We start from the raw sequence: 18,159 nt of genomic DNA on the forward strand, positions 1-18,159 counted from the left end.
CGATGACCGGTCGGCACCTCACCGAGATCATCGTTTTCGGGTTCCTGTTCCTCCTCGTCAGCGTGATGGGCTTCGTGGCCGCCCGCTGGCGCCGCCCGAACACCATGCACTCCCTCGACGAGTGGGGTCTGGGCGGGCGCAGCTTCGGCTCGTGGATCACCTGGTTCCTCATCGGCGGCGACCTCTACACCGCGTACACCTTCGTCGCGGTGCCCGCGCTCGTCTTCGGCGCGGGCGCGGCCGGCTTCTACGCCGTCCCGTACACGATCGTCGTCTACCCGCTGGTCTTCCTCGTGCTGATCCGCCTGTGGTCGGTGTCGCACGTGCACGGCTTCGTCACGCCCGCCGACTTCGTCCGCGCGCGGTTCGGGTCGCCGCTGCTCGCACTCCTGATCGCCATCACCGGCATCGTCGCGACCATGCCGTACATCGCGCTGCAGCTCGTCGGCATCGAGGCGACGCTCAAGGCGATGGGCGTGACCGGCCATCTGCCGATCATCATCGCGTTCGCGATCCTGGCGGCCTACACCTATCAGTCCGGCCTCCGCGCCCCGGCGCTGATCGCGTTCATCAAGGACGCGCTGATCTACCTCGTGATCATCGTCGCGGTGTTCTACATCCCGCACAAGCTGGGCGGCTGGAGCCACATCTTCGGCGCGGCGCAGGCGAAGTTCGACAAGACGCCCGCCCCCGCCGACGGCACCCTGCTCAACGCGAACAACCAGCTCAACTACGCGATGCTCGCGCTCGGCTCGGCGCTGGCGCTGTTCCTGTACCCGCACAGCGTCACCGGCGTGCTGGCCAGCAAGAACCGCAACGTCATCAAGCGGAACATGGCCGCGCTGCCGGCCTACAGCTTCGTGCTCGGCCTCATCGCGCTGCTCGGCTTCATGGCCATCGCCGCCGGCATCAAGCCGATCACCACCAAGGGCAAGGTGGACGGCAACACCATCGTCCCGCTGCTGTTCGACCACATGTTCCCGAGCTGGTTCACCGGCGTCGCGTACGCAGCGATCGGCATCGGCGCGCTCGTGCCCGCCGCGATCATGTCGATCGCCGCCGCCAACCTGTTCACCCGCAACATCTACCGGGAGTACTTCCGCCGGGACGCGACCGAGGCCCAGGAGGCGAAGGTCAGCAAGCTCGTCTCGCTGGTCGTCAAGGTCGGCGCGGTCGCCTGCATCCTGCTGCTCGACCCGCAGTTCTCCATCGACCTGCAGCTGATCGGCGGCGTCATCATCCTGCAGACGCTCCCGGCGGTCGGGCTCGGCCTGATCACCCGCTGGTTCCACCGCGGCGGGCTGGTGGCCGGTCTGATCGCGGGCCTCGTCGCGGGCCTGTGGATGCTGTACCGCATCCCGAACCCGGCGACGAAGAAGGTGCACTTCGGCGGTTCGGCGTACCCGCTGAGCGACCTCGGGTTCGACACCAAGCTGACGGTGTACGTGGGCATGCTCGCCCTCCTCGTGAACCTGGTCGTCGCCATCGTCGCGACGCTCGTCCTCAAGGCGCTCAAGACCGCCGACGGCGTCGACGCCACCCGCGCGGACGACTACTACGCCGACGAAGGCGACCCCAAGGTCTCGGCCGGCAGCCGCGAGATCGAAGCCGAGCTCACCTGACGGTTCCGGAGTGAGGCCGCGGCGGCCGTTCCCGTGCGGGGACGGCCGCCGTCGGCGTCTTCCGGCCGCGGGAAGTACTCCGAACCCGCCCCCGCCCATCTCATCGGGCGTCAGGGGAGGGTCAGGACGACCGGCCCGTCGTCGGTGACGGCCACCGAGTGCTCGACGTGGACCGTACGGCTGCCGTCGCCGCTGCGCAGGGACCAGCCGTCCTCGGCCATCGCGTAGTCGTCCCCGCCTCCGGCCATCAGGCTCGGCTCGATGGCGATGACCAGGCCGGGGCGGAGCCGCATGCCGTGCCCCGGGCGGCCCTCGTTGGGCACGAACGGGCCCTCGTGCATGGCCCGCCCGATGCCGTGGCCGGCGAAGTCGTTCTGGATGCCGTAGCCGGCCATGCGGCCGATGCGGGACATGACCTGGCCGATGTCGCCCAGCCGCGCGCCCGGCACGGCCTCCTTGATCCCGGCGGCCAGCATACGCTCGGCCGTCCCGATCAGGTCGCCGTCGCCCGGGCGGCCCTGGCCGACGCAGAAGCTGACAGCCCCGTCGGCGTGCCAGCCATCGATGTGGGCGCCACAGTCGATGCTCAACAGGTCACCGTCACGGAGGCGGTAGCCGGTGGGCAGGCCGTGCAGCATGACCTCGTTCACCGAGGTGCAGATCACGCCGGGGTAGGGCATCGCGCCGAACGACGGATGGTAGCCGAGGAAGGACGATCCGGCCCCCGCCTCATGCATGATCTGGCGGGCCAGCTCGTCGAGCTCGCGCAGGGACACCCCGGCGGCCGCGTGCGACCGGACCTGCGCGTGCACCGCCGCGACCACCCGGCCGGCCTCGCGCATCACCTCGATCTCGCCGGCGGTCTTGAGCTCGATCAACTTCTGCCTCCTCTGCGTTCCAATAACTATACCGGTATTAGTATTGGGCCCATGGTACGAGAACCGCTGTCGATCGCCGACCGCCTGCGCGGGGAACGGCTCGGCGACCTGCTGCGCGAGGCCAGGGGTTCACGCAGCATCACCGACGTGGCACTCCGGGCCGGGATCTCCCCCGAGACTCTGCGGAAGATCGAGAGGGGCCGTATCCCCACACCGGCCTTCTTCACGGTCGTCGCCGTCGCCGGGGTTCTGGAACTGTCACTCGACGGACTGCTGGCTCAGGTCAGCCCGCCCGACACGGCCGCCGAAGCCACGGGCGAAGCCGTCGCGGACACCCTGGCCGACGGCGTGCGCAGAGCCGCAGGGTAACGGTTCGGCGGGGCCGGGCCAGGCGGCGGCGAGGGCCCGGGTCGAGCCGTCCCGGGGACACGAGGGCAGCCTCGAGCAGGAGGACGCAGCAGGCGCTTCACACTGGCGGGACGCCCGGCAAGGTCACTGTGCGGCTTCCCCAAAGGTCAAGGTCAACATGGCCGGTCTTTTGAAACGATGGGGCTCCCCCGACACCCGCTGGAGCGCGCATGGCCCGATCGCTGTCCTACTCCGACGCCGTCAAGCTGCTCGGCGGCGACGGCAGGATCGTGACCACCATCGACAACGTACTGGGCGGCGCGCTCCTCGCGGCGACGACCGTGAGCCCGAACTTCATCCTGGCCCTGTTCGACGCCAAGGGGGAGCTGGCACGGGTCAGCGGTGAGCTGGTCAAGAACCTGCGCGACAAGGTCAACGGGCTCGGCCGGTTCGACCGCACCCAACGGCTCGAGGCGGCGCACACGATCATCGCCCTGACGGCTTTCTTCGAAGCGGTCGCCGATGCGGGCCTACCCGATCTCGGACTCGACCGATCGGAGCAGCTCGCCTTGGCTGCCGGAGAGGCCGCCGGCTCCAACATCCTCAAGGCGGCCACCCGCGGCATTCTGCACCTCGATGTGCCGGGAGTCGCCCCGCATCGGCCTTACGAGGAATCCATCCGGCGGCTCCGGGACTATTACGGCGGCCTCTCCGGGTACCTGGCCGACTTCCTGCCCGGGCTGGCGCTCTGGGACTCGGTCGACGAGACCGGCCGCGTCCGGCTCATCCGAATCCTGAGCCATGACGTTCCCGATCGGGCGGTCCGGGGCTATGAGGAGTCGCTCCGGCGCCTGGCGGCGGAATTCCCCGAGGTCGCCTTCTGGATCAACCTCACCGATCACCAGGCGACCCGGAACGAGCTGCGGTCGGGCCTCGCCGGGCTGGAACGCCTGATCGCCGACATCCGCACCGGACGCGTGCCGGACGAGCGGCGGACCGCGCTGGCGCGCGAGTACCGGGCCGAACTCAAGAGAAGCGTGCTCCGATCCGGGGACGTCCCGGACGGCCTGCGCATCCCGTCCCTCGGTGAGGCGTACATCGACCATCGCTTCCGGGTGTCGGGGCTCGGCCAGACCGCTCGGCCTGATCACGAGGGATGGTGGGGCGACCGGCCGGTGAGAGTCGATCTGTACGAGTATCTCGCGGGCCACCTGACCTCCCCGGACGCCGTACAGCGGCCGTTGCTGCTGCTCGGCCAGCCCGGGTCCGGCAAGTCGGTGCTCACCAAGATCCTCGCGGCCCGGCTGCCGGCCTCCGACTTCCTGGTCGTACGGGTGGTGCTCCGGGAGGTCCCGGCGGATACGGACGTCCAGACGCAGATCGAGCACGCCGTCCGGGCCGCCACCGGAGAGCGGCTGACGTGGACCGACCTGGCTCGCAGTGCCGACGGCGCGTTGCCGGTCGTCCTGCTGGACGGCTTCGACGAGCTGCTCCAGGCGACGGGGGTGAGCCAATCCGACTATCTCGAGAAGCTCGTACGGTTCCAGGAGCGTGAGGCCGATCAGGGACGGCCGGTTGCCGTGCTGGTCACCAGCCGGACGGCCGTCGCCGACCGCGTGCGCGTACCGGCCGAGGGCGCGGTCGCGGTACGCCTGGAGCCGTTCGACGGGGAGCAGGTCGGCCGCTGGCTGGAGGTATGGAACGACACGAACGCGGCCTACTTCGCCGAGCGTGGGCTGCGCCCGCTTCCGCCCGCCGTCGCCCCTCGGGAGTTGGCCGAACAGCCGCTCCTGCTGATGATGCTCGCCCTGTACGACGCCGACGGCAACGCGCTGCAGCGGGAGTCCGGACGGCTCGACCGGGCAGAGCTGTACGAGCGGCTGCTGACCCGTTTCGCGGAGCGGGAGGTCGCCAAGTCGGGGGCTTCGCTCGACGAGAGGCAGCAGCGCCGGGCCGTCGAGGAGGAGTTTCTGCGGCTGTCCGTCACGGCGTTCGCCATGTTCAACCGGGGCCGCCAGTGGGTGACCGAGGATGAGCTCAACGCAGACCTGAAGGCGCTGCTCGGTGACGACGGCGGGACGACCGGCACGTACGCGCCCTTGACCTCGGCCCAGACGGTCGTCGGCCGGTTCTTCTTCGTCCACCAGGCCCAGGCGCTGCGCGGCCAGGTACGCCTGACCACCTGCGAGTTCCTGCACGCGACCTTCGGCGAATACCTGATCGCGCGCCTGACCGCCGATGAGTTGGCCCGCCTTGCGGACGACGCCGCACGCGGGTCCGGCCGAGCCCGGCAGGCGACGCCGGATGACGGATTCCTGCATGCCCTGCTGTCCTTCGCGCCGCTCACGATCCGCCGTCCGACCGTGGACTTCCTGCAGTCGATGGTGAAACCACACCGCGACTCGGTGTCAGAGCTGCTTCTCACCTACTTCCGCACGGCACTCGACTCCCGCGCCCACGACCGCCACACCGAGTACGCTCCGATCCGCCTGAGCGTGCCGGCCCGGCACGCCACGTACGCGGCCAACCTGGTCACCCTGCTGGCGGTCGCCGGAGACCCGATCACGGCGAGCGCGCTGTTCCCCGCCGCCGCGTTCCCCCTCAAGGACTGGCACGCCCTGGCCCTGCTCTGGCGTTCGCAGCTGACCGACGAGGCCTTCTTCAGCCTGGCCGAAACGCTCCGTCTGGAGCGGGTGTGGCATCAGAACGAGGAACGAGACCTCCACGTCACCATCGGCACCCCGGTGCTGTACTCCGCCGACCCGGCATGGCTCAGCGGCGGACCGGCGGGGTTCATGAACTTTGAGGAGATCCAGCTCGAGACCCTCTTCACGTGCGGCGTCCCCAGCGCCACCCTGCTCCATGCCGCCGAGGACCTGGGCCCCCTTGTCGGCATGTTCACCGTCCTGCCGGAGACCGGCGCAAGCCCCTCCGCCGCGCATCTCCTCACGCGACTGCTGGCTCTGACCGCTTCACCGGAGACGCCGGACGCGGATCTCGTCGGCTGCTACGTCGATTGCCTGAAGGCCGCCGCCGCCTGGAAGAACGTGTCCGTGTTCAGGATGATCTTTCGCCAGCTCGCGCTCGACGCGGAGCGCCTGCCGCGTGAGTGGCTGATGCAGGTCGCCACGCATTTCGGGGAGACGGTCCGGTCGGATCAGCAGCTGACGGCGTACGCCAAGCGGGCGTTCACCGGGCTGGGCCTGCCGCTGGCCTCACTCGCCGACGGGCCCTGAGCCGGGCGCGTCTCCTCAGCGGCGGGTGATGTCGGGGAGGCCGTCGAGGAGGAGGGCGACGATGCTGTCGGTGACGGTCTCGCGGGGGACGTCGGGGTTGTCCAGCCACCACTCTCCCGCGGCCTGGACCATGCCGACGGTGGCGTGGCTCCAGATGTGGACGCGGACCGGGTCGGGCAGGAGGCCCTCGCGGAGGATGATCTCGGCGATCTCGCCGCCGAGGCCGCGGATGACCGTGCCCATCGCGCTGTGCGTGGCGGTGTCCTCGGCGCTGGCCCGGTGCACGAGGAAGCGGTAGACGTGCCTGTTGGCGGCGATGGCGGCGAGGTAGGTGTCGATGGCCGCGCGGGATCGGGTGCGGATGTCGCCGGGGCGTAGGAAGGCGGTGCGGATGGCGTCCATCAGCACGCGTGTGTGCCGCTCGGCGAGGGCCTGGTAAAGGCCGGACTTGTCGCCGAAGTGGCGGTAGAGGATTGGCTTGCTGATGCCCGCCTCGGCGGCGATGGCGGCCATCGAGGCCTCCGGTCCCTCGCGGAGGATGATCCGGTCGGCGGCCTCCAGCAGGGCCCGGCGGCGGCGCGGGTCGCGGCCCGCCCGCGTGTTCGACGCACCGGCGGCCGGAGCGGGCGCGCTCGCCTGCGTGTTCGACGCACCGGCGGCCGGGGCGGGCACGCTCGCTCGCACGGCGGCCGTGGGTGGGGGGTCGTCGCCGCGCGGAGCGGTCTCCTCGTCTCGTGCGCCCTTGATCACATCTCTGAGACTAGTCGGCCCCCGCTGACCCTCCTCGTCAGAGGCCCTGACGCGAATCTTCATGGCCGAACGAGGTCAGCGGACTCCCTACACGCCAAGAAATGAACAGGTTAGTTTCCTATCCATGTCTCGGCCCTGGCCGCGTGACGGTCCCTGACCACGTCCTCGCCCCGCTGCGTCCTCCGCACGTTCCCACCATCGCCGACGATGGCCCTTACCGAACTCCCAGGAGAGCGGCACTTCCCACCATGAGCACCCCGATCAGATCGGCAGCGCTCCGCCTGCTGGCGGCTACGGCGCTGACCTCATCCTTCGTCTTCACCACGGCACCCGCGCACGCGGTGACCAGCGCCTGCCATCCCCGCGGGCGCGACCTGTCGGTCACCTTCCAGCCGATCGACCACACCGTCACCGACGCGCAGTACTTCCTCGCCCGGATCACACTGGCCAACCGGGGCGGCCGGTGTGCCCTCGGGACGGACTGGGCGCTGTACTTCAACTCCGTGCGCCAGCCGGAGGCCGTCCTGCCGGGCGCGGCGGGCGACACCGCGCGCGCCCAGCTGGCCGGCCAGGGGCTGTCCGTGGCGCGGGCGGACACCGCGCAGAGCGGCGACCTGTACGCCCTGAAGCCCACGAGCGGGTTCAAGCCCCTCGGTCCGGGCGAGCGCCGCCCGATCGACATCGACTTCGAGCTCTGGGCGATCCAGAAGACCGACGCGCCCGCGGGCTGGAGCATCTCGTTCGGCGGCGGGCCCGCGCAGTGGGTGCCCGCCAAGGTCCTGCTCGATCCGGCGGATCCGAAGCAGACCAAGGCGTTCTCCGGCGACAACCGGCCGGAACAGACGGCGGCGACGCGCTTCGCCGACAACACCGCGCAGCGGGCGAACCTCACCCTCCAGCAGCGGCTCCTCCCGCAGCCTCTGTCGGCCACCGCCGGCCGAGGCACGGTGACGCTCGGCGGAGGAACGGAGATCCGCAATTCGGCCGCGCTGTCCGGCGAGGCGGGCTACCTGCGTTCGGCGCTCGGCGACGTGCTCAAGGGCGGCGGCAAGGGCGGGGCCGCCGTACGGCTGTCGGTCGACCCGAAGCTGGACGTCGACCACGACGGCAAGGCGGACGCCGAGGGCTACACGCTGCGCTCGACCGCCGGCGGCGTCGACATCGTCGGCGCGGATCCGGCGGGCGTGCTGTACGGCGTGCAGACGCTGCGCCAGCTCATCCCCGCCTCGGCCTACGAGGCCGCGGCCCGCGGCGCCAAGCCGTCGACGGTGGACGTGCCCCAGGCGACGATCGCGGACGCCCCGCTCTTCGGCTACCGCGGCCTCGGCATCGACGTGGCGCGGCACTTCGAGAGCAAGCAGACGATCGAGAAGTTCCTCGATCTGATGTCGTACCTGAAGTTGAACCGGCTGCACTTCCACCTCAGCGACGACGAGGGCTGGCGGCTGCAGATCCCCGGGCTTCCCGACCTGACCGGCTTCGGAGCGCACCGCGGCCTGGACCCCGCCCAGAAGACGCAGCTGCACCAGGGTATGGGATCGGGCAACGACCTGGGAGGCGGCGACGGCGTCACGGGCAAGGCCCGCAGTGAGACCGAGGCCAACCTCGGCCGCACGCCGGCGTACCAGGGCTTCGAGCAGGACACCCTGAACTTCGTCGGGAAGGGCAGCGGCTACTACACCACCGCGGACTTCACCGAGATCCTCAAGTACGCCACCCGGCGGCACATCCAGGTCGTCCCGGAGTTCGACTTCCCGGCGCACGCGCGGGCCGCGGTGCAGTCGATGGAACACCGCTACCAGCGGACCGGGGACGCGACGTACCGGCTGCTGGACCCGAACGACACGTCTCAGCACAAGAGCGTTCAGGGCTACACCGACAACCTCGTCAACCCGTGCCTGCCGAGCACGTACGCGTTCCTCTCCAAGGTCGTGACCGAAGTGAAGGGCCTGTACGCCAGAGCGGGGGCGACGCTCGGCACCTTCAACCTGGGCGGTGACGAGCCGCCGGGCCCGAACCGCTGGCAGGGTTCACCGGCGTGCAAGAGCAACCCGGATACCACCGGCAAGGACGACGCCGCGCTGATGAACTACTTCTTCACGAAGTGGAACCGGATCGCGCTGACGGCCGCGCCGACGACCGCTGGATGGGAGGACGTCGTCCGCGACGACCCGCGGACGCTGAAACTCGACCACTTCATCGCGCTGCCCTGGCAGAACGTGTGGGGTTGGGGCCGGGAGGCCTGGGCGTACCACTTCGCCAACAACGGGCAGCCGGTGATCCTGGCGCACGCGACCAACCTCTACCTGGACATGCCGTACAACAAGGACCCGAACGAGCCGGGCTACTACTGGGCCAACTTCGTCGACGAGAAGAACACCTTCACGTACCAGCCGTACGACGTGTACGCGAGCGCGACCGAGGACCGGTGGGGCAACCCGATCAAGCCCGACCCGAGCTGGGAGAAGCTCACGCCCGCGGGACGCAAGAACATCCTCGGGATGGAGGCCCAGCTGTGGGCCGAGAACGGCAAGGCGCAGGGGATCCGGGAGTACCAGGCGTTCCCGAAGCTCCTCGGCGTGGCCGAGCGCGCCTGGAACCGCGACACGCCGAACACCGCGCAGATGCCGGCGGCGTGGAGCGTGTTCGAGAACACGCTCGGACAGGCGACCTTCCCGCTGCTGTCCTTCTACAAGCCCGTCGGGCTGCCGGGTGTCGGGGTGAACTACCGCATCCCGCTGCCGGGCGGGCAGGTGCAGGGCGGGACGCTGACCGCCAACGTCCGTAACCCGGGCCTGGCGATCGAGTACTCCGCCGACGGCGTCTCCTGGAAGCGGTACGGCGGCCCGGTGAAGGCCGGACCGACCGTGCTGCTGCGCACCCGCGCCGCCGACGGGCGGAGCAGCCGGATCTCGCCGGTCGGCCTGCCGGTCTGGAAGACCGGCACTGCCTTCCCGGCGGGTGCCCTGGTGGACTATCAGGGTGAGATCTACCGGGCGGCCCACGCCAACACGTCGGCCGCCCCGGACACGTCCCCCACCTCCTGGACGCTCGTCCAATAAGATCGGTCGGGCGGCCGGGCGAACAAAAGTCCCCGGTCGCCCGTCTCACTTTCCGGCGGCACCACCACGGTATTCGTCCCGGTCAACGTGGCCTATGCTGTGGCGCGGTGCCGCGTGGGGGCTCTCCCAGAGACCGGTCGGCGGGGTGGAAACCCGGCTTCGCCGGTATCCGGTCCCCGCTCCGCCGTACGCGCTTCCCTGGAGGATCCCCCATATGATCACACCTCGACTGCCTCGTACCCGCGGTCTGAGCAGGTGCCTGGCGGCCGTCGCGGTGGTCATCGCGATCTGGGTGACGACCCTGGGCGCGGGGCGCGTCAACATGTACGCCAAACCGGACGCGCTGCCGGCGCTGTCGGTGTCCACCCTCGCCGCCCGCTACAAGGCGAACCGCCGCGCGATCGGTGGAGCGCTGAAGACGGCCCGCCGGATCCAGGACTTCGCGATGGCCCGGTCGCTGAGCCGTCTACTCACGCCGGGCCGGCAGTTCCTCTCCTTCGACGCGCGCGGCACCGGCCGTGCCGTCGAGGTCCTCGGCGACCTGGCCCATGCCCGCCGGGTGGCGATCCTGGTGCCGGGCGCCGACACGACGCTGACGACGTTCGACGTGCGCGGGCACCGGCCGTACTCCACGCCCGGCGGCGGGGCGCGGGCCCTGTTCGACCAGGCCCGGCAGGACGAGCCGGATCCGCACCTGGCCGTCGTCGCCTGGCTGGGCTACAGCCCGCCCAAGGTCACGAGCGCCGGGGTCATCACCGACTTCCGGGCGGACACCGGGGCGTCGCGGCTGCGCCGTTTCGTCGCCGAACTGCACCGCCTGAACCCCGCGGCCCGTACGACCCTGCTGTGCCACAGCTACGGGTCCGTGGTGTGCGGGGAGGCCGTCAAGGGCCTGCCCGTGAGCGACGTGGCGGCCTTCGGCAGCCCTGGGATGTCGACGTCCAGCGCGGCCGGGCTCGGCACGCGGGCGCGCGTGTGGGCGGCGCGCGGCACGAATGACTGGATCGGGCTGGTCCCGCACGTGCGGATGTTCGGCCTGGGGTTCGGCACCGACCCGGTGTCGTCCGCTTTCGGCGCGCGGGTCTTCGCGGCCGGGACGGCCGAGCACAGCGAGTACCTGCGGCCGGGCTCGGTGTCGCTGCGGAACCTCGCGCTGATAGCGCTGGGCCGCGGCGCGCAGGTAACCCCTGCCATTACCTAACCCACATTAGGTAATAAGTTACAAATCTGACAGTCGTTTCGTCAGCTGTCAACGACTGAATCGGTCATGAAATTGGCCGATTTCGGCTCCTCCTCAAATCGGGATTTCGGTGCTTGAGTAAGTCGAGCCTCCGTCCCCCGTTTCAGGAGAGTCGATGAAACTCCCCCGCCTCGTCGTCTCCGCGGCATGCGCGATGACCGTCTCGGCCGCGATGGTCGGCGCCGCCTCCTCCGCGTCGGCCGCCACCGTCAACTACGTCGCCCTGGGCGACTCCTACTCGTCGGGTACCGGCACCGGCTCGTACGACCTGGACAGCACCTGCCAGCGCAGCAGCAGGGCCTACCCCGCCAAGTGGGCCGCCGCGCACTCGACCTCCTCCTTCAAGTTCGTCGCCTGCTCCGGCGCCAAGACCACCGACGTGCTGAACAACCAGCTCAGTTCGCTCGGCTCGAGCACCTCGCTGGTGAGCATCAGCATCGGCGGCAACGACGCCGGCTTCAGCGGCGTCATGCAGACCTGCGTGCTGGGCTCCGACTCGAGCTGCACGAGCGCGGTCAACACCGCGAAGAACTACGCCGACACCCAGCTCCCGGGCCGGCTGAGCACCCTGTTCTCCGCGATCAAGTCCAAGGCGCCGAACGCGCACGTCGTCGTGCTCGACTACCCGCACCTGTACATCACCAACGACGCCGGCTGCATCGGGATGAGCCACACCAAGCACGCCGCCCTCAACGCCGGCGCCGACGAGATCGACACCGTGATCGGCAAGGGCGCGGCCAACGCCGGGTTCAGCTTCGCCGACGTGCGCAGCACGTTCGCCGGGCACGAACTGTGCTCGGGCGACGGCTGGCTCAACTCGGTCACCATCCCGATCGGCAACTCCTACCACCCCACGGCGACCGGCCACGCGAGCGGATACCTGCCGGTGTTCACCAGCGCGGCCGCGGCCCTCACGGCGGCCAAGAAGAGCTGACGCCCGCCCGGCCCGGCCGGTGAGCACCTCGCCCGACCGGTAAAGGCTTCGCGGCGATCTCGCCGCGGCGGCTCCGTACGACCGACGTCCCGTCAGGCCGTACGGAGCCGTCGGCGTCGAGAGGCCGGGCCGCCCGCGCGCCGCAGGCCCGATCGCACTACGATCTCCGCAGCGCCGGGACCCGCTCGGCGCCGGAGCGACTGCGATGGACTATCACGAACGGCTGCCGCCAGAAGTGGCTGAACTCTTCCCCGACGGCGGTGCCGGACGGACACTGTCCGTGATGGTTCCGTCCGGATACGTAGTGTGGCCGGACCCGGGGTACCCCCAGCACCAGCCGGCCAAGGAACCGGCGTTCTGGATCAGCGACGACCCGGTGCCGTGCGCGCTGTGGTCTCGGCTGCGTGCCGAACACCACGCGTCGGGCCTGTGGCCGATCATGCTGGAGGACACCACCCAGCCATGGTCGATGGGTCAGATCGCGCCCGAACCGGTCGAGGACATCGGCACGTACGACGCCGCCGCCTTCATGGCCGAGGTCTGGGCCGAATGGGAGGAGCCCGCCGCGGACGTCACCCCCTTCGGCCGCTACTCCCCCGGCCTGGCTCCGCCGGGAGAGCTGCAGGAGGATCCGGACGCCCTCGCCGGCCGATGCGCGGAGGTCCTCGGCGAGCGTTCCCTCGGCCTGGTGCCCGTCGCCCGCGGCGCCGACACGCTGACCGTCATGGGCTGGCAGGGCGCCCGGCACCACAACCCCTGGACCGCCCCCCTGTCCGCGGTGGTGCGCAGCTGGGAGGACCGATTCGGGGCGCGGCTCATCGGGGTCGGGTTCAACACGCTCGAACTGAGCGTCGCCGCCCCGCCGACGACCTTCCGGCACGCACTGCACGTCGCCGCCGAACACTGGACGTTCTGCCCGGAGATCATCCTCCAGGGCGCCGGCACCCTGGAGGGCCACGCGGAGCAGATCTGCGGCAGCAATATATGGTCCTTTTGGTGGGAGTGATCCGGGCGACCGGAAATCCCCGGATCGCAGCCTGCGCCAAGCCACGGGACGACAGACTGGAGGCGGGACATGTCCAGACTGAGTGACAACGCCAAGGAACTGCTCCGCAAGCCGTACTTCGCCTGGGCGACGACGATCCGTGCCGACGGCTCGCCGCACAGCACCGTCGTCTGGGCCGACGTCGACGGCGACGACGTCATCTTCAACACCGCGATCGGCCGGGCGAAGGAGCGGCACCTCCGCCGGAATCCCCGGGTCTCGATCAGCGTCCTCGACCCGAACGACGCCTTCCACGCCGTAAGCGTCTCCGGCGAGGCGCACCTGGAGGAGGACGGCGCCGACGACGTCATCGACGGCCTCGCCAAGAAGTACCTCGGCGTCGACACGTATCCGTACCGTCAGCCCGGCGAGCAGCGCATCACCGTGCGCATCCAGCCCGAAAAGGTCATCTACTCCGCCGGCGGGTGACCGTATCCACCCGGGCCGCCTGAGCGTGCCCGGCGTCCCGGGGCGGCTGCCATCTCCCGCCCCGGGACGCCGAGTCGATCGATCAGGTCATCGTCTCGTAGCCGGGACTGTCCGCTCTCCGGTCGTCGCCGATGGGGTGAACGTCCACTGGCTCGCCGAACCCGAGCAGCCGCCCGCGACCACGTTGCCGCCCGACGCGCGGAAGCACTTCTCTCCCGTCTGGATATCCGAGATCGTGCCGTTCGGATTGATCGACCATTGTTGCGACGGTCCGCCGGTGCACGTCTTGAGCGCGATCTTGCCGCTGGAGTTGGCCGCGCACAGGTTGTTGATCACCAGGAACGCACCGTGGAAGGTGAACTGCTGGTCGGCGGCACCGTTGCAGGACGCGGTCTTGAGCACGGTTCCCGACTTGGAGCTGTTGCCCGGATCGTCGATGCACTGGCTCGATGAGCCGTTCTTGTACTGGCCGACCGTCGTATGGGGCTTGGCTCCGCCGTAGCATTCGCCGGTGCCGGTGTTGAACAGCGGTGTCGAATCGTACGGCTCGTTGGACGGAGGGTCGACGACGACCGGTTCCATGGTCGGGGTGTTGTCGCTGTTGTAGTGCGTCAGCGCGTCCTCGCAGTCGATCGCGTCCATCGCGCTGCCGCCCTTGCCCCCCAGCCACAGGTCGATATGGCGCAGCTTCGGCCCGCCGTTGGGACCGTGGCCGCTCCAGTCCTGACCGCACTCCTCGCAGCTGTCCTCCATGATGAAGTACTTGCGTACGCGCGGGACCCACACGACCGTGCCCGCGGGCAGTTCGGCCGTTGACGTGGCGAACGTGATCGGATCCGAGTAGGTGCCCTTGCCACCGGCCGTGTCGTGAATCTGGGGGTACGAGATGTCGCCGCCGGGCGGCGTGTTGTCCCACCAGCCGTAGAACGTCAGGAACGTCTGCTGGGTCTTCGAGGCCGCGGATGCCTGCGAGGCACCCGGCAAGCCGAGGAACGCCAGACAGACGACGATCAGAGCCGCGCCGAACGCGCGCCGAACCATGATGCCTCCGTAAGCGGCGAGTCGTCACAGGGTTGACCCGTGCGCCCGCGCTCCCGCCGCACCCGAGCCCAGCGCACGAGGTTAGTTAGGAAGTCTTCCTTACTATCGTTGGACGGACCGTACTCCCCGTCAAAAGACCCGTCAACGGTGAATACCGAAAAGGCTGCCAGGGCCCCGCGATGCGCACCGGCGTTCGAGGCGACCCCGTGTTCGCGCAATGACGCCGGGCGGGCCCGACCAACCGGCGATTGCCACTACTGGACAGATACGTTGACGCGGCGGTCAGCTCGTGAAAATGCGTGGTGCGGGAGCGACGTCTGCGAGGAGACGACATGCGCGCGCACCGCTGGTGGATTCCCGCACTTCTCGGAGTCTGGATGGTCGTCGCGGCCGTGTGGACGGGCCCGCCCGCCGGCGCGAGACGTACGGCGGCGCCGCAGCGGATCGTCATCGACGCGGCGTCCGGCGGGCGTACGTTCGACGGGATCGGCGCGCTCAGCGCCGGGGCGTCCTCACGGCTGCTCGTCGACTATCCCGAGCCGCAGCGCCGCCAGATCCTCGACTACCTGTTCAAGCCGGGCTACGGAGCGGCCCTGCAGATCCTCAAGGTCGAGATCGGCGGGGACACCAACTCCACCGACGGGGCCGAGCCCAGCCATATGCGCACACTCGGCGACCTGAACTGCAACCGTGGGTACGAGTGGTGGCTCATGGAACAGGCCAAGGCGCGCAACCCGGGGATCAAGCTGTCCGCGCTGCAGTGGGGCGCGCCGGGCTGGACCGGCAGCGGGGACGCCCGGCCCACGGTCTGGACGGACCGCGACATCGACTACCTGCTGGCCTGGCTCGGCTGCGCCACCCGCCACCACCTGCGCATCGACTACCTCGGCGGGTGGAACGAGGCGTGGTTCGACACGGCCTGGTACCCGCGGCTGCACGCCGCCCTGGCCGAGCACGGCTATGGCGGCGTCAAGGTCGTCGCGGACGACAGCTTCAACTGGGACGTGATCAAGCCGCTCACCGAGGACCCGGCGTTCCGGTCCGCCGTCGACGTCGTCGGCCAGCACTACGTCTGCGGGTACCTCAGCGACTACCTGCGGTGCCCCAGCCCGCAGGCGGCCCGGGACCTCGGCATTCCGCTGCACGCCAGCGAGCAGGGGTCGCTGCCGTACGACTCCGGCGCCGCGCCGCTCGCACGCGCCCTCAACCGCCCGTACATCGACGGGGCGATGACCTCGACGATCAACTGGTCGCTGATCGCCTCCTGGTACGACAGCATGCCCTTCCAGGCGGCCGGGCTGATGGGCGCGAACGAACCGTGGTCCGGAGCGTACGTCGCCGGGGCGAGCGTCTGGGCGGTCGCGCACACGACGCAGTTCACCCGACCGGGCTGGCGGTACGTCGACTCCGCCTCGGGCTATCTCGACGGCGGCGGCAGCCACGTCGCCCTGCGATCCCCCGACTCCCGCGACTACAGCACGGTCATCGAGACGATCGACGCGACCGCCCCGCAGGACGTCGAGGTCGCCGTCACGGGCGGGCTGCCGACCGGGCCGCTGCGCGTCTGGACGTCGGACCTGTCGTCGGCCGACCCCGGGCGCTGGTTCACCCGCGCCGGGACCGTACGGCCCGGCGACACGCTGACCCTGGAGCCCGGCCACGTGTACACGCTCACGACGACGACCGGGCAGGGCAGGGGCCGCGCGGTCTCGCCGCCGTCCCGGCCACTGCGGCTTCCCTACCGTGACGGCTTCGGCTCGTACGCGGTCGGAGCGACACCTCGCTACCTGTCCGACCTGGACGGGGCGTTCGAGGTGGCGCCGTGCTCGGGTCGATCCGGCCGCTGCCTGCGGCAGGCGATCAGCGAGCAGCCGGTGTGGTGGAACGGCTGGCTCAAGCGGCCCGTGACGGTCGTCGGTGATCTCAAGTCCTGGCGGGACTACACCGCCGGCGTCGACGTACGGCTCGACGAGGACGGCTGGACGGAGCTCCTGGGACGCGTCGACGGCCAGTGGGCCGACGCCGTGTCAGGGATCCACCTGCGGCTGTCGAGCGACGGGCAGTGGCAGCTGTACGACGAGAGCCTCCAGGGCCAGGACACCGCCCTGTGCGTGCCCAGCGATCCGTCGTGCGCCGGGGTCGCGGCGCCCCGGCCGCGCCCGGTGCAGCGCCGGACCCTCGCGGCGGGCCGGGTCAGCCGCGCGGCCGGCGGATGGCACCGGCTCGGGCTCCGTTTCGCGGGCGATCACATCACCGCCCTCCTCGACGGAGCGCGGATCGCCGAGGTCGACAGCGCGGTGCACGCCTCGGGCCAGGTGGGTCTCGGCGTGTCGCCGTGGCGGCACGCGGAGTTCGACGACCTCGCGGTGACACCCGTCCGCGACACCGGGAGCGTGCGCTACCTGCCCGCGCAGTCGCTCACCGCGACCGGCACGAGCTTCCATCACGGGTACGAGCCGCGTAAGGCCGTGGACGGCAGCGTCCAGTCGATGTGGCACAACGAGTGGTCGCCGCGCACGTCGCTGCCCCAGTCGATCACCGTGGACACCGGCCGGGCGCGCCCGATCGCGAAGGTGACCTATCAGCCGCGCGCGGACGGCAACGGCAACGGGGTGATCACCCGCTACGAGCTCGCCACGAGCGTCGACGGCGTGACCTTCACTCCGGCGGCGAGCGGCTCATGGCCGCAGGACACGACGCGCAAGGAGATCGACCTGCCCGGCATCACGGCGCGCTTCGTCCGGCTCACCGCGCTGGAGGCCGGGGGCGGGTATGCGTCCGCCGCCGAGATCCAGATCGCGGTTCCCGCCGGGTGAGCCTCGTGGCCGGCCCGCGCCGGGGTGGCCGTCAGATCGGAGACCGTGCGTCGGCAGCCGTCATCCGGTGGCGCCGTCGTCCTTCTTCGGCGCGCGGATGTAGGTGCCCTTCGCCGGCAGCGTGATGACGAGCTGACGCTCGCGAAGGTCGCGGATGGCTCGCCGGGCGGTGCCGAGTGCCACGCCGTACTCCGTGGCGAGGTCGCGCTCCCCGGGCAGTCGCGTGGCGGGCCGCAGATCACCCCGCTCGATGCGCCCGGCGATATGGTCCGCGACCTGCTTGTAGCGGTATTCCGGGTCAGATCCGTCGAAAACCGGCTTCTCGTCGCTCACGTGGATCACGTTAGAGCACCGCTCAGCTGCACAAATACACAGGTAGCGGCATGCCGCTCTACACCGCGTCAGGTAGCTGATAAGTTACCCATCGTGAGGAGGGCAGCTCCCTACTGGCCGGTTCGGTGGATTCGCCGGCCGCGGGAGCGAGCTCCGGGCGGGTGGGGCGGCGGCGAGCGGGGAAGGCTTCGGCCACGCCGCCGCCCCAAGGGGGACGACGGGGGGGTTCCATGAGCCATCACGACACCGACCGGGCCCGCCGGATCCAGGCGGCACTCGACGACTTCCGCGCGACACTCGCGAGCGTCCCGGTCGTCGGCGTGGCGCACTGGTCCGAGATCGACCAGCTCACCGACCTGATCCGACGCCACCCGCAGACCGCTCGCCGGATCCTCGGCGATCTCGAAGACGACCCGTGACGCCCG

14 protein-coding genes are annotated in these 18,159 nt (G+C 70.3%); 10 read left to right on the forward strand and 4 right to left on the reverse strand.

All coding sequences use genetic code 11. From position 1 onward, the window contains the following. Positions 1–2: 2 nt before the first annotated feature. The gene (gene mctP, locus ACQP2O_RS32100; RefSeq protein WP_433171579.1) at positions 3–1,622 is read left to right on the forward strand and encodes a monocarboxylate uptake permease MctP; all 1,620 of its coding nucleotides are present in this window, start codon (positions 3–5) and stop codon (positions 1,620–1,622) included. A gap of 110 nt (positions 1,623–1,732) precedes the next feature. Here mctP and map read toward each other — a convergent pair whose 3' ends face one another. Next, entirely contained in the window at positions 1,733–2,500 is a 768-nt protein-coding gene (map, locus tag ACQP2O_RS32105; RefSeq protein WP_433171581.1) for a type I methionyl aminopeptidase, read from the reverse strand. Positions 2,501–2,551: 51 nt separating this feature from the next. Between map and ACQP2O_RS32110 the strand changes: the two genes are divergently transcribed. Next, positions 2,552–2,869 carry a helix-turn-helix domain-containing protein gene (locus tag ACQP2O_RS32110; RefSeq protein WP_433171583.1) on the forward strand — a complete coding sequence of 106 codons (318 nt, stop codon included), beginning with the start codon at positions 2,552–2,554 and terminating at the stop codon, positions 2,867–2,869. A 209-nt stretch (positions 2,870–3,078) separates the two neighbouring features. After that, positions 3,079–6,084 carry an NACHT domain-containing protein gene (locus ACQP2O_RS32115; protein WP_433171584.1) on the forward strand — a complete coding sequence of 1,002 codons (3,006 nt, stop codon included), beginning with the start codon at positions 3,079–3,081 and terminating at the stop codon, positions 6,082–6,084. 15 nt (positions 6,085–6,099) lie between these two features. On the opposite strand, the gene ACQP2O_RS32120 is transcribed toward ACQP2O_RS32115, so the two are convergent. Next, entirely contained in the window at positions 6,100–6,834 is a 735-nt protein-coding gene (locus ACQP2O_RS32120) for a TetR family transcriptional regulator (protein WP_433171586.1), read from the reverse strand. Between the two features lie 248 nt (positions 6,835–7,082). On the opposite strand from ACQP2O_RS32120, the gene ACQP2O_RS32125 reads away from it, so the two are divergent. From ACQP2O_RS32125 to ACQP2O_RS32145, 5 genes are all read left to right on the forward strand, one after another. Further along, positions 7,083–9,896 (forward strand): family 20 glycosylhydrolase, encoded by a 2,814-nt coding sequence (locus tag ACQP2O_RS32125; RefSeq protein ID WP_433171588.1) that lies wholly within the window; start codon positions 7,083–7,085, stop codon positions 9,894–9,896. A gap of 214 nt (positions 9,897–10,110) precedes the next feature. Continuing rightward, entirely contained in the window at positions 10,111–11,097 is a 987-nt protein-coding gene (locus ACQP2O_RS32130) for an alpha/beta hydrolase (protein WP_433171590.1), read from the forward strand. Between the two features lie 154 nt (positions 11,098–11,251). Then, positions 11,252–12,070 (forward strand): SGNH/GDSL hydrolase family protein, encoded by an 819-nt coding sequence (locus ACQP2O_RS32135; RefSeq protein ID WP_433171592.1) that lies wholly within the window; start codon positions 11,252–11,254, stop codon positions 12,068–12,070. 205 nt (positions 12,071–12,275) lie between these two features. Beyond that, positions 12,276–13,076, forward strand: coding sequence for a DUF4253 domain-containing protein (locus ACQP2O_RS32140; protein WP_433171594.1), 801 nt, complete (start codon positions 12,276–12,278; stop codon positions 13,074–13,076). 69 nt (positions 13,077–13,145) lie between these two features. After that, positions 13,146–13,544, forward strand: a complete 399-nt coding sequence (locus ACQP2O_RS32145; protein WP_433171596.1) for a PPOX class F420-dependent oxidoreductase — start codon at positions 13,146–13,148, stop codon at positions 13,542–13,544. Positions 13,545–13,631: 87 nt separating this feature from the next. Here the strand turns inward: ACQP2O_RS32145 and ACQP2O_RS32150 are convergent, their stop codons facing one another. Continuing rightward, positions 13,632–14,585: a ricin-type beta-trefoil lectin domain protein gene (locus tag ACQP2O_RS32150; RefSeq protein ID WP_433171598.1), complete on the reverse strand. Its 954-nt coding sequence runs from the start codon at positions 14,583–14,585 to the stop codon at positions 13,632–13,634. Between the two features lie 332 nt (positions 14,586–14,917). Between ACQP2O_RS32150 and ACQP2O_RS32155 the strand changes: the two genes are divergently transcribed. After that, positions 14,918–17,401, forward strand: a complete 2,484-nt coding sequence (locus tag ACQP2O_RS32155) for a discoidin domain-containing protein (protein WP_433171600.1) — start codon at positions 14,918–14,920, stop codon at positions 17,399–17,401. 60 nt (positions 17,402–17,461) lie between these two features. Here the strand turns inward: ACQP2O_RS32155 and ACQP2O_RS32160 are convergent, their stop codons facing one another. Further along, the gene (locus ACQP2O_RS32160) at positions 17,462–17,734 is read right to left on the reverse strand and encodes a winged helix-turn-helix domain-containing protein (protein WP_433171602.1); all 273 of its coding nucleotides are present in this window, start codon (positions 17,732–17,734) and stop codon (positions 17,462–17,464) included. A gap of 230 nt (positions 17,735–17,964) precedes the next feature. Between ACQP2O_RS32160 and ACQP2O_RS32165 the strand changes: the two genes are divergently transcribed. Then, positions 17,965–18,153, forward strand: coding sequence for a hypothetical protein (locus ACQP2O_RS32165; RefSeq protein ID WP_433171604.1), 189 nt, complete (start codon positions 17,965–17,967; stop codon positions 18,151–18,153). The last annotated feature ends 6 nt before the right edge of the window (positions 18,154–18,159 follow it).

Origin of the sequence: Actinoallomurus sp. CA-150999 (assembly GCF_050942425.1) — a bacterium.
Taxonomy (GTDB): domain Bacteria; phylum Actinomycetota; class Actinomycetes; order Streptosporangiales; family Streptosporangiaceae; genus Actinoallomurus.

Bases quoted from the DNA above. Each gene is read 5' to 3' on its own strand.
- mctP (WP_433171579.1), top strand. From the start codon at position 3: ATGACCGGTCGGCACCTCACCGAGATCATCGTTTTCGGGTTCCTGTTC.
- ACQP2O_RS32110 (WP_433171583.1), top strand. From the start codon at position 2,552: ATGGTACGAGAACCGCTGTCGATCGCCGACCGCCTGCGCGGGGAACGG.
- ACQP2O_RS32115 (WP_433171584.1), top strand. From the start codon at position 3,079: ATGGCCCGATCGCTGTCCTACTCCGACGCCGTCAAGCTGCTCGGCGGC.
- ACQP2O_RS32125 (WP_433171588.1), top strand. From the start codon at position 7,083: ATGAGCACCCCGATCAGATCGGCAGCGCTCCGCCTGCTGGCGGCTACG.
- ACQP2O_RS32130 (WP_433171590.1), top strand. From the start codon at position 10,111: ATGATCACACCTCGACTGCCTCGTACCCGCGGTCTGAGCAGGTGCCTG.
- ACQP2O_RS32135 (WP_433171592.1), top strand. From the start codon at position 11,252: ATGAAACTCCCCCGCCTCGTCGTCTCCGCGGCATGCGCGATGACCGTC.
- ACQP2O_RS32140 (WP_433171594.1), top strand. From the start codon at position 12,276: ATGGACTATCACGAACGGCTGCCGCCAGAAGTGGCTGAACTCTTCCCC.
- ACQP2O_RS32145 (WP_433171596.1), top strand. From the start codon at position 13,146: ATGTCCAGACTGAGTGACAACGCCAAGGAACTGCTCCGCAAGCCGTAC.
- ACQP2O_RS32150 (WP_433171598.1), bottom strand. From the start codon at position 14,585: ATGGTTCGGCGCGCGTTCGGCGCGGCTCTGATCGTCGTCTGTCTGGCG.
- ACQP2O_RS32155 (WP_433171600.1), top strand. From the start codon at position 14,918: ATGCGCGCGCACCGCTGGTGGATTCCCGCACTTCTCGGAGTCTGGATG.
- ACQP2O_RS32165 (WP_433171604.1), top strand. From the start codon at position 17,965: ATGAGCCATCACGACACCGACCGGGCCCGCCGGATCCAGGCGGCACTC.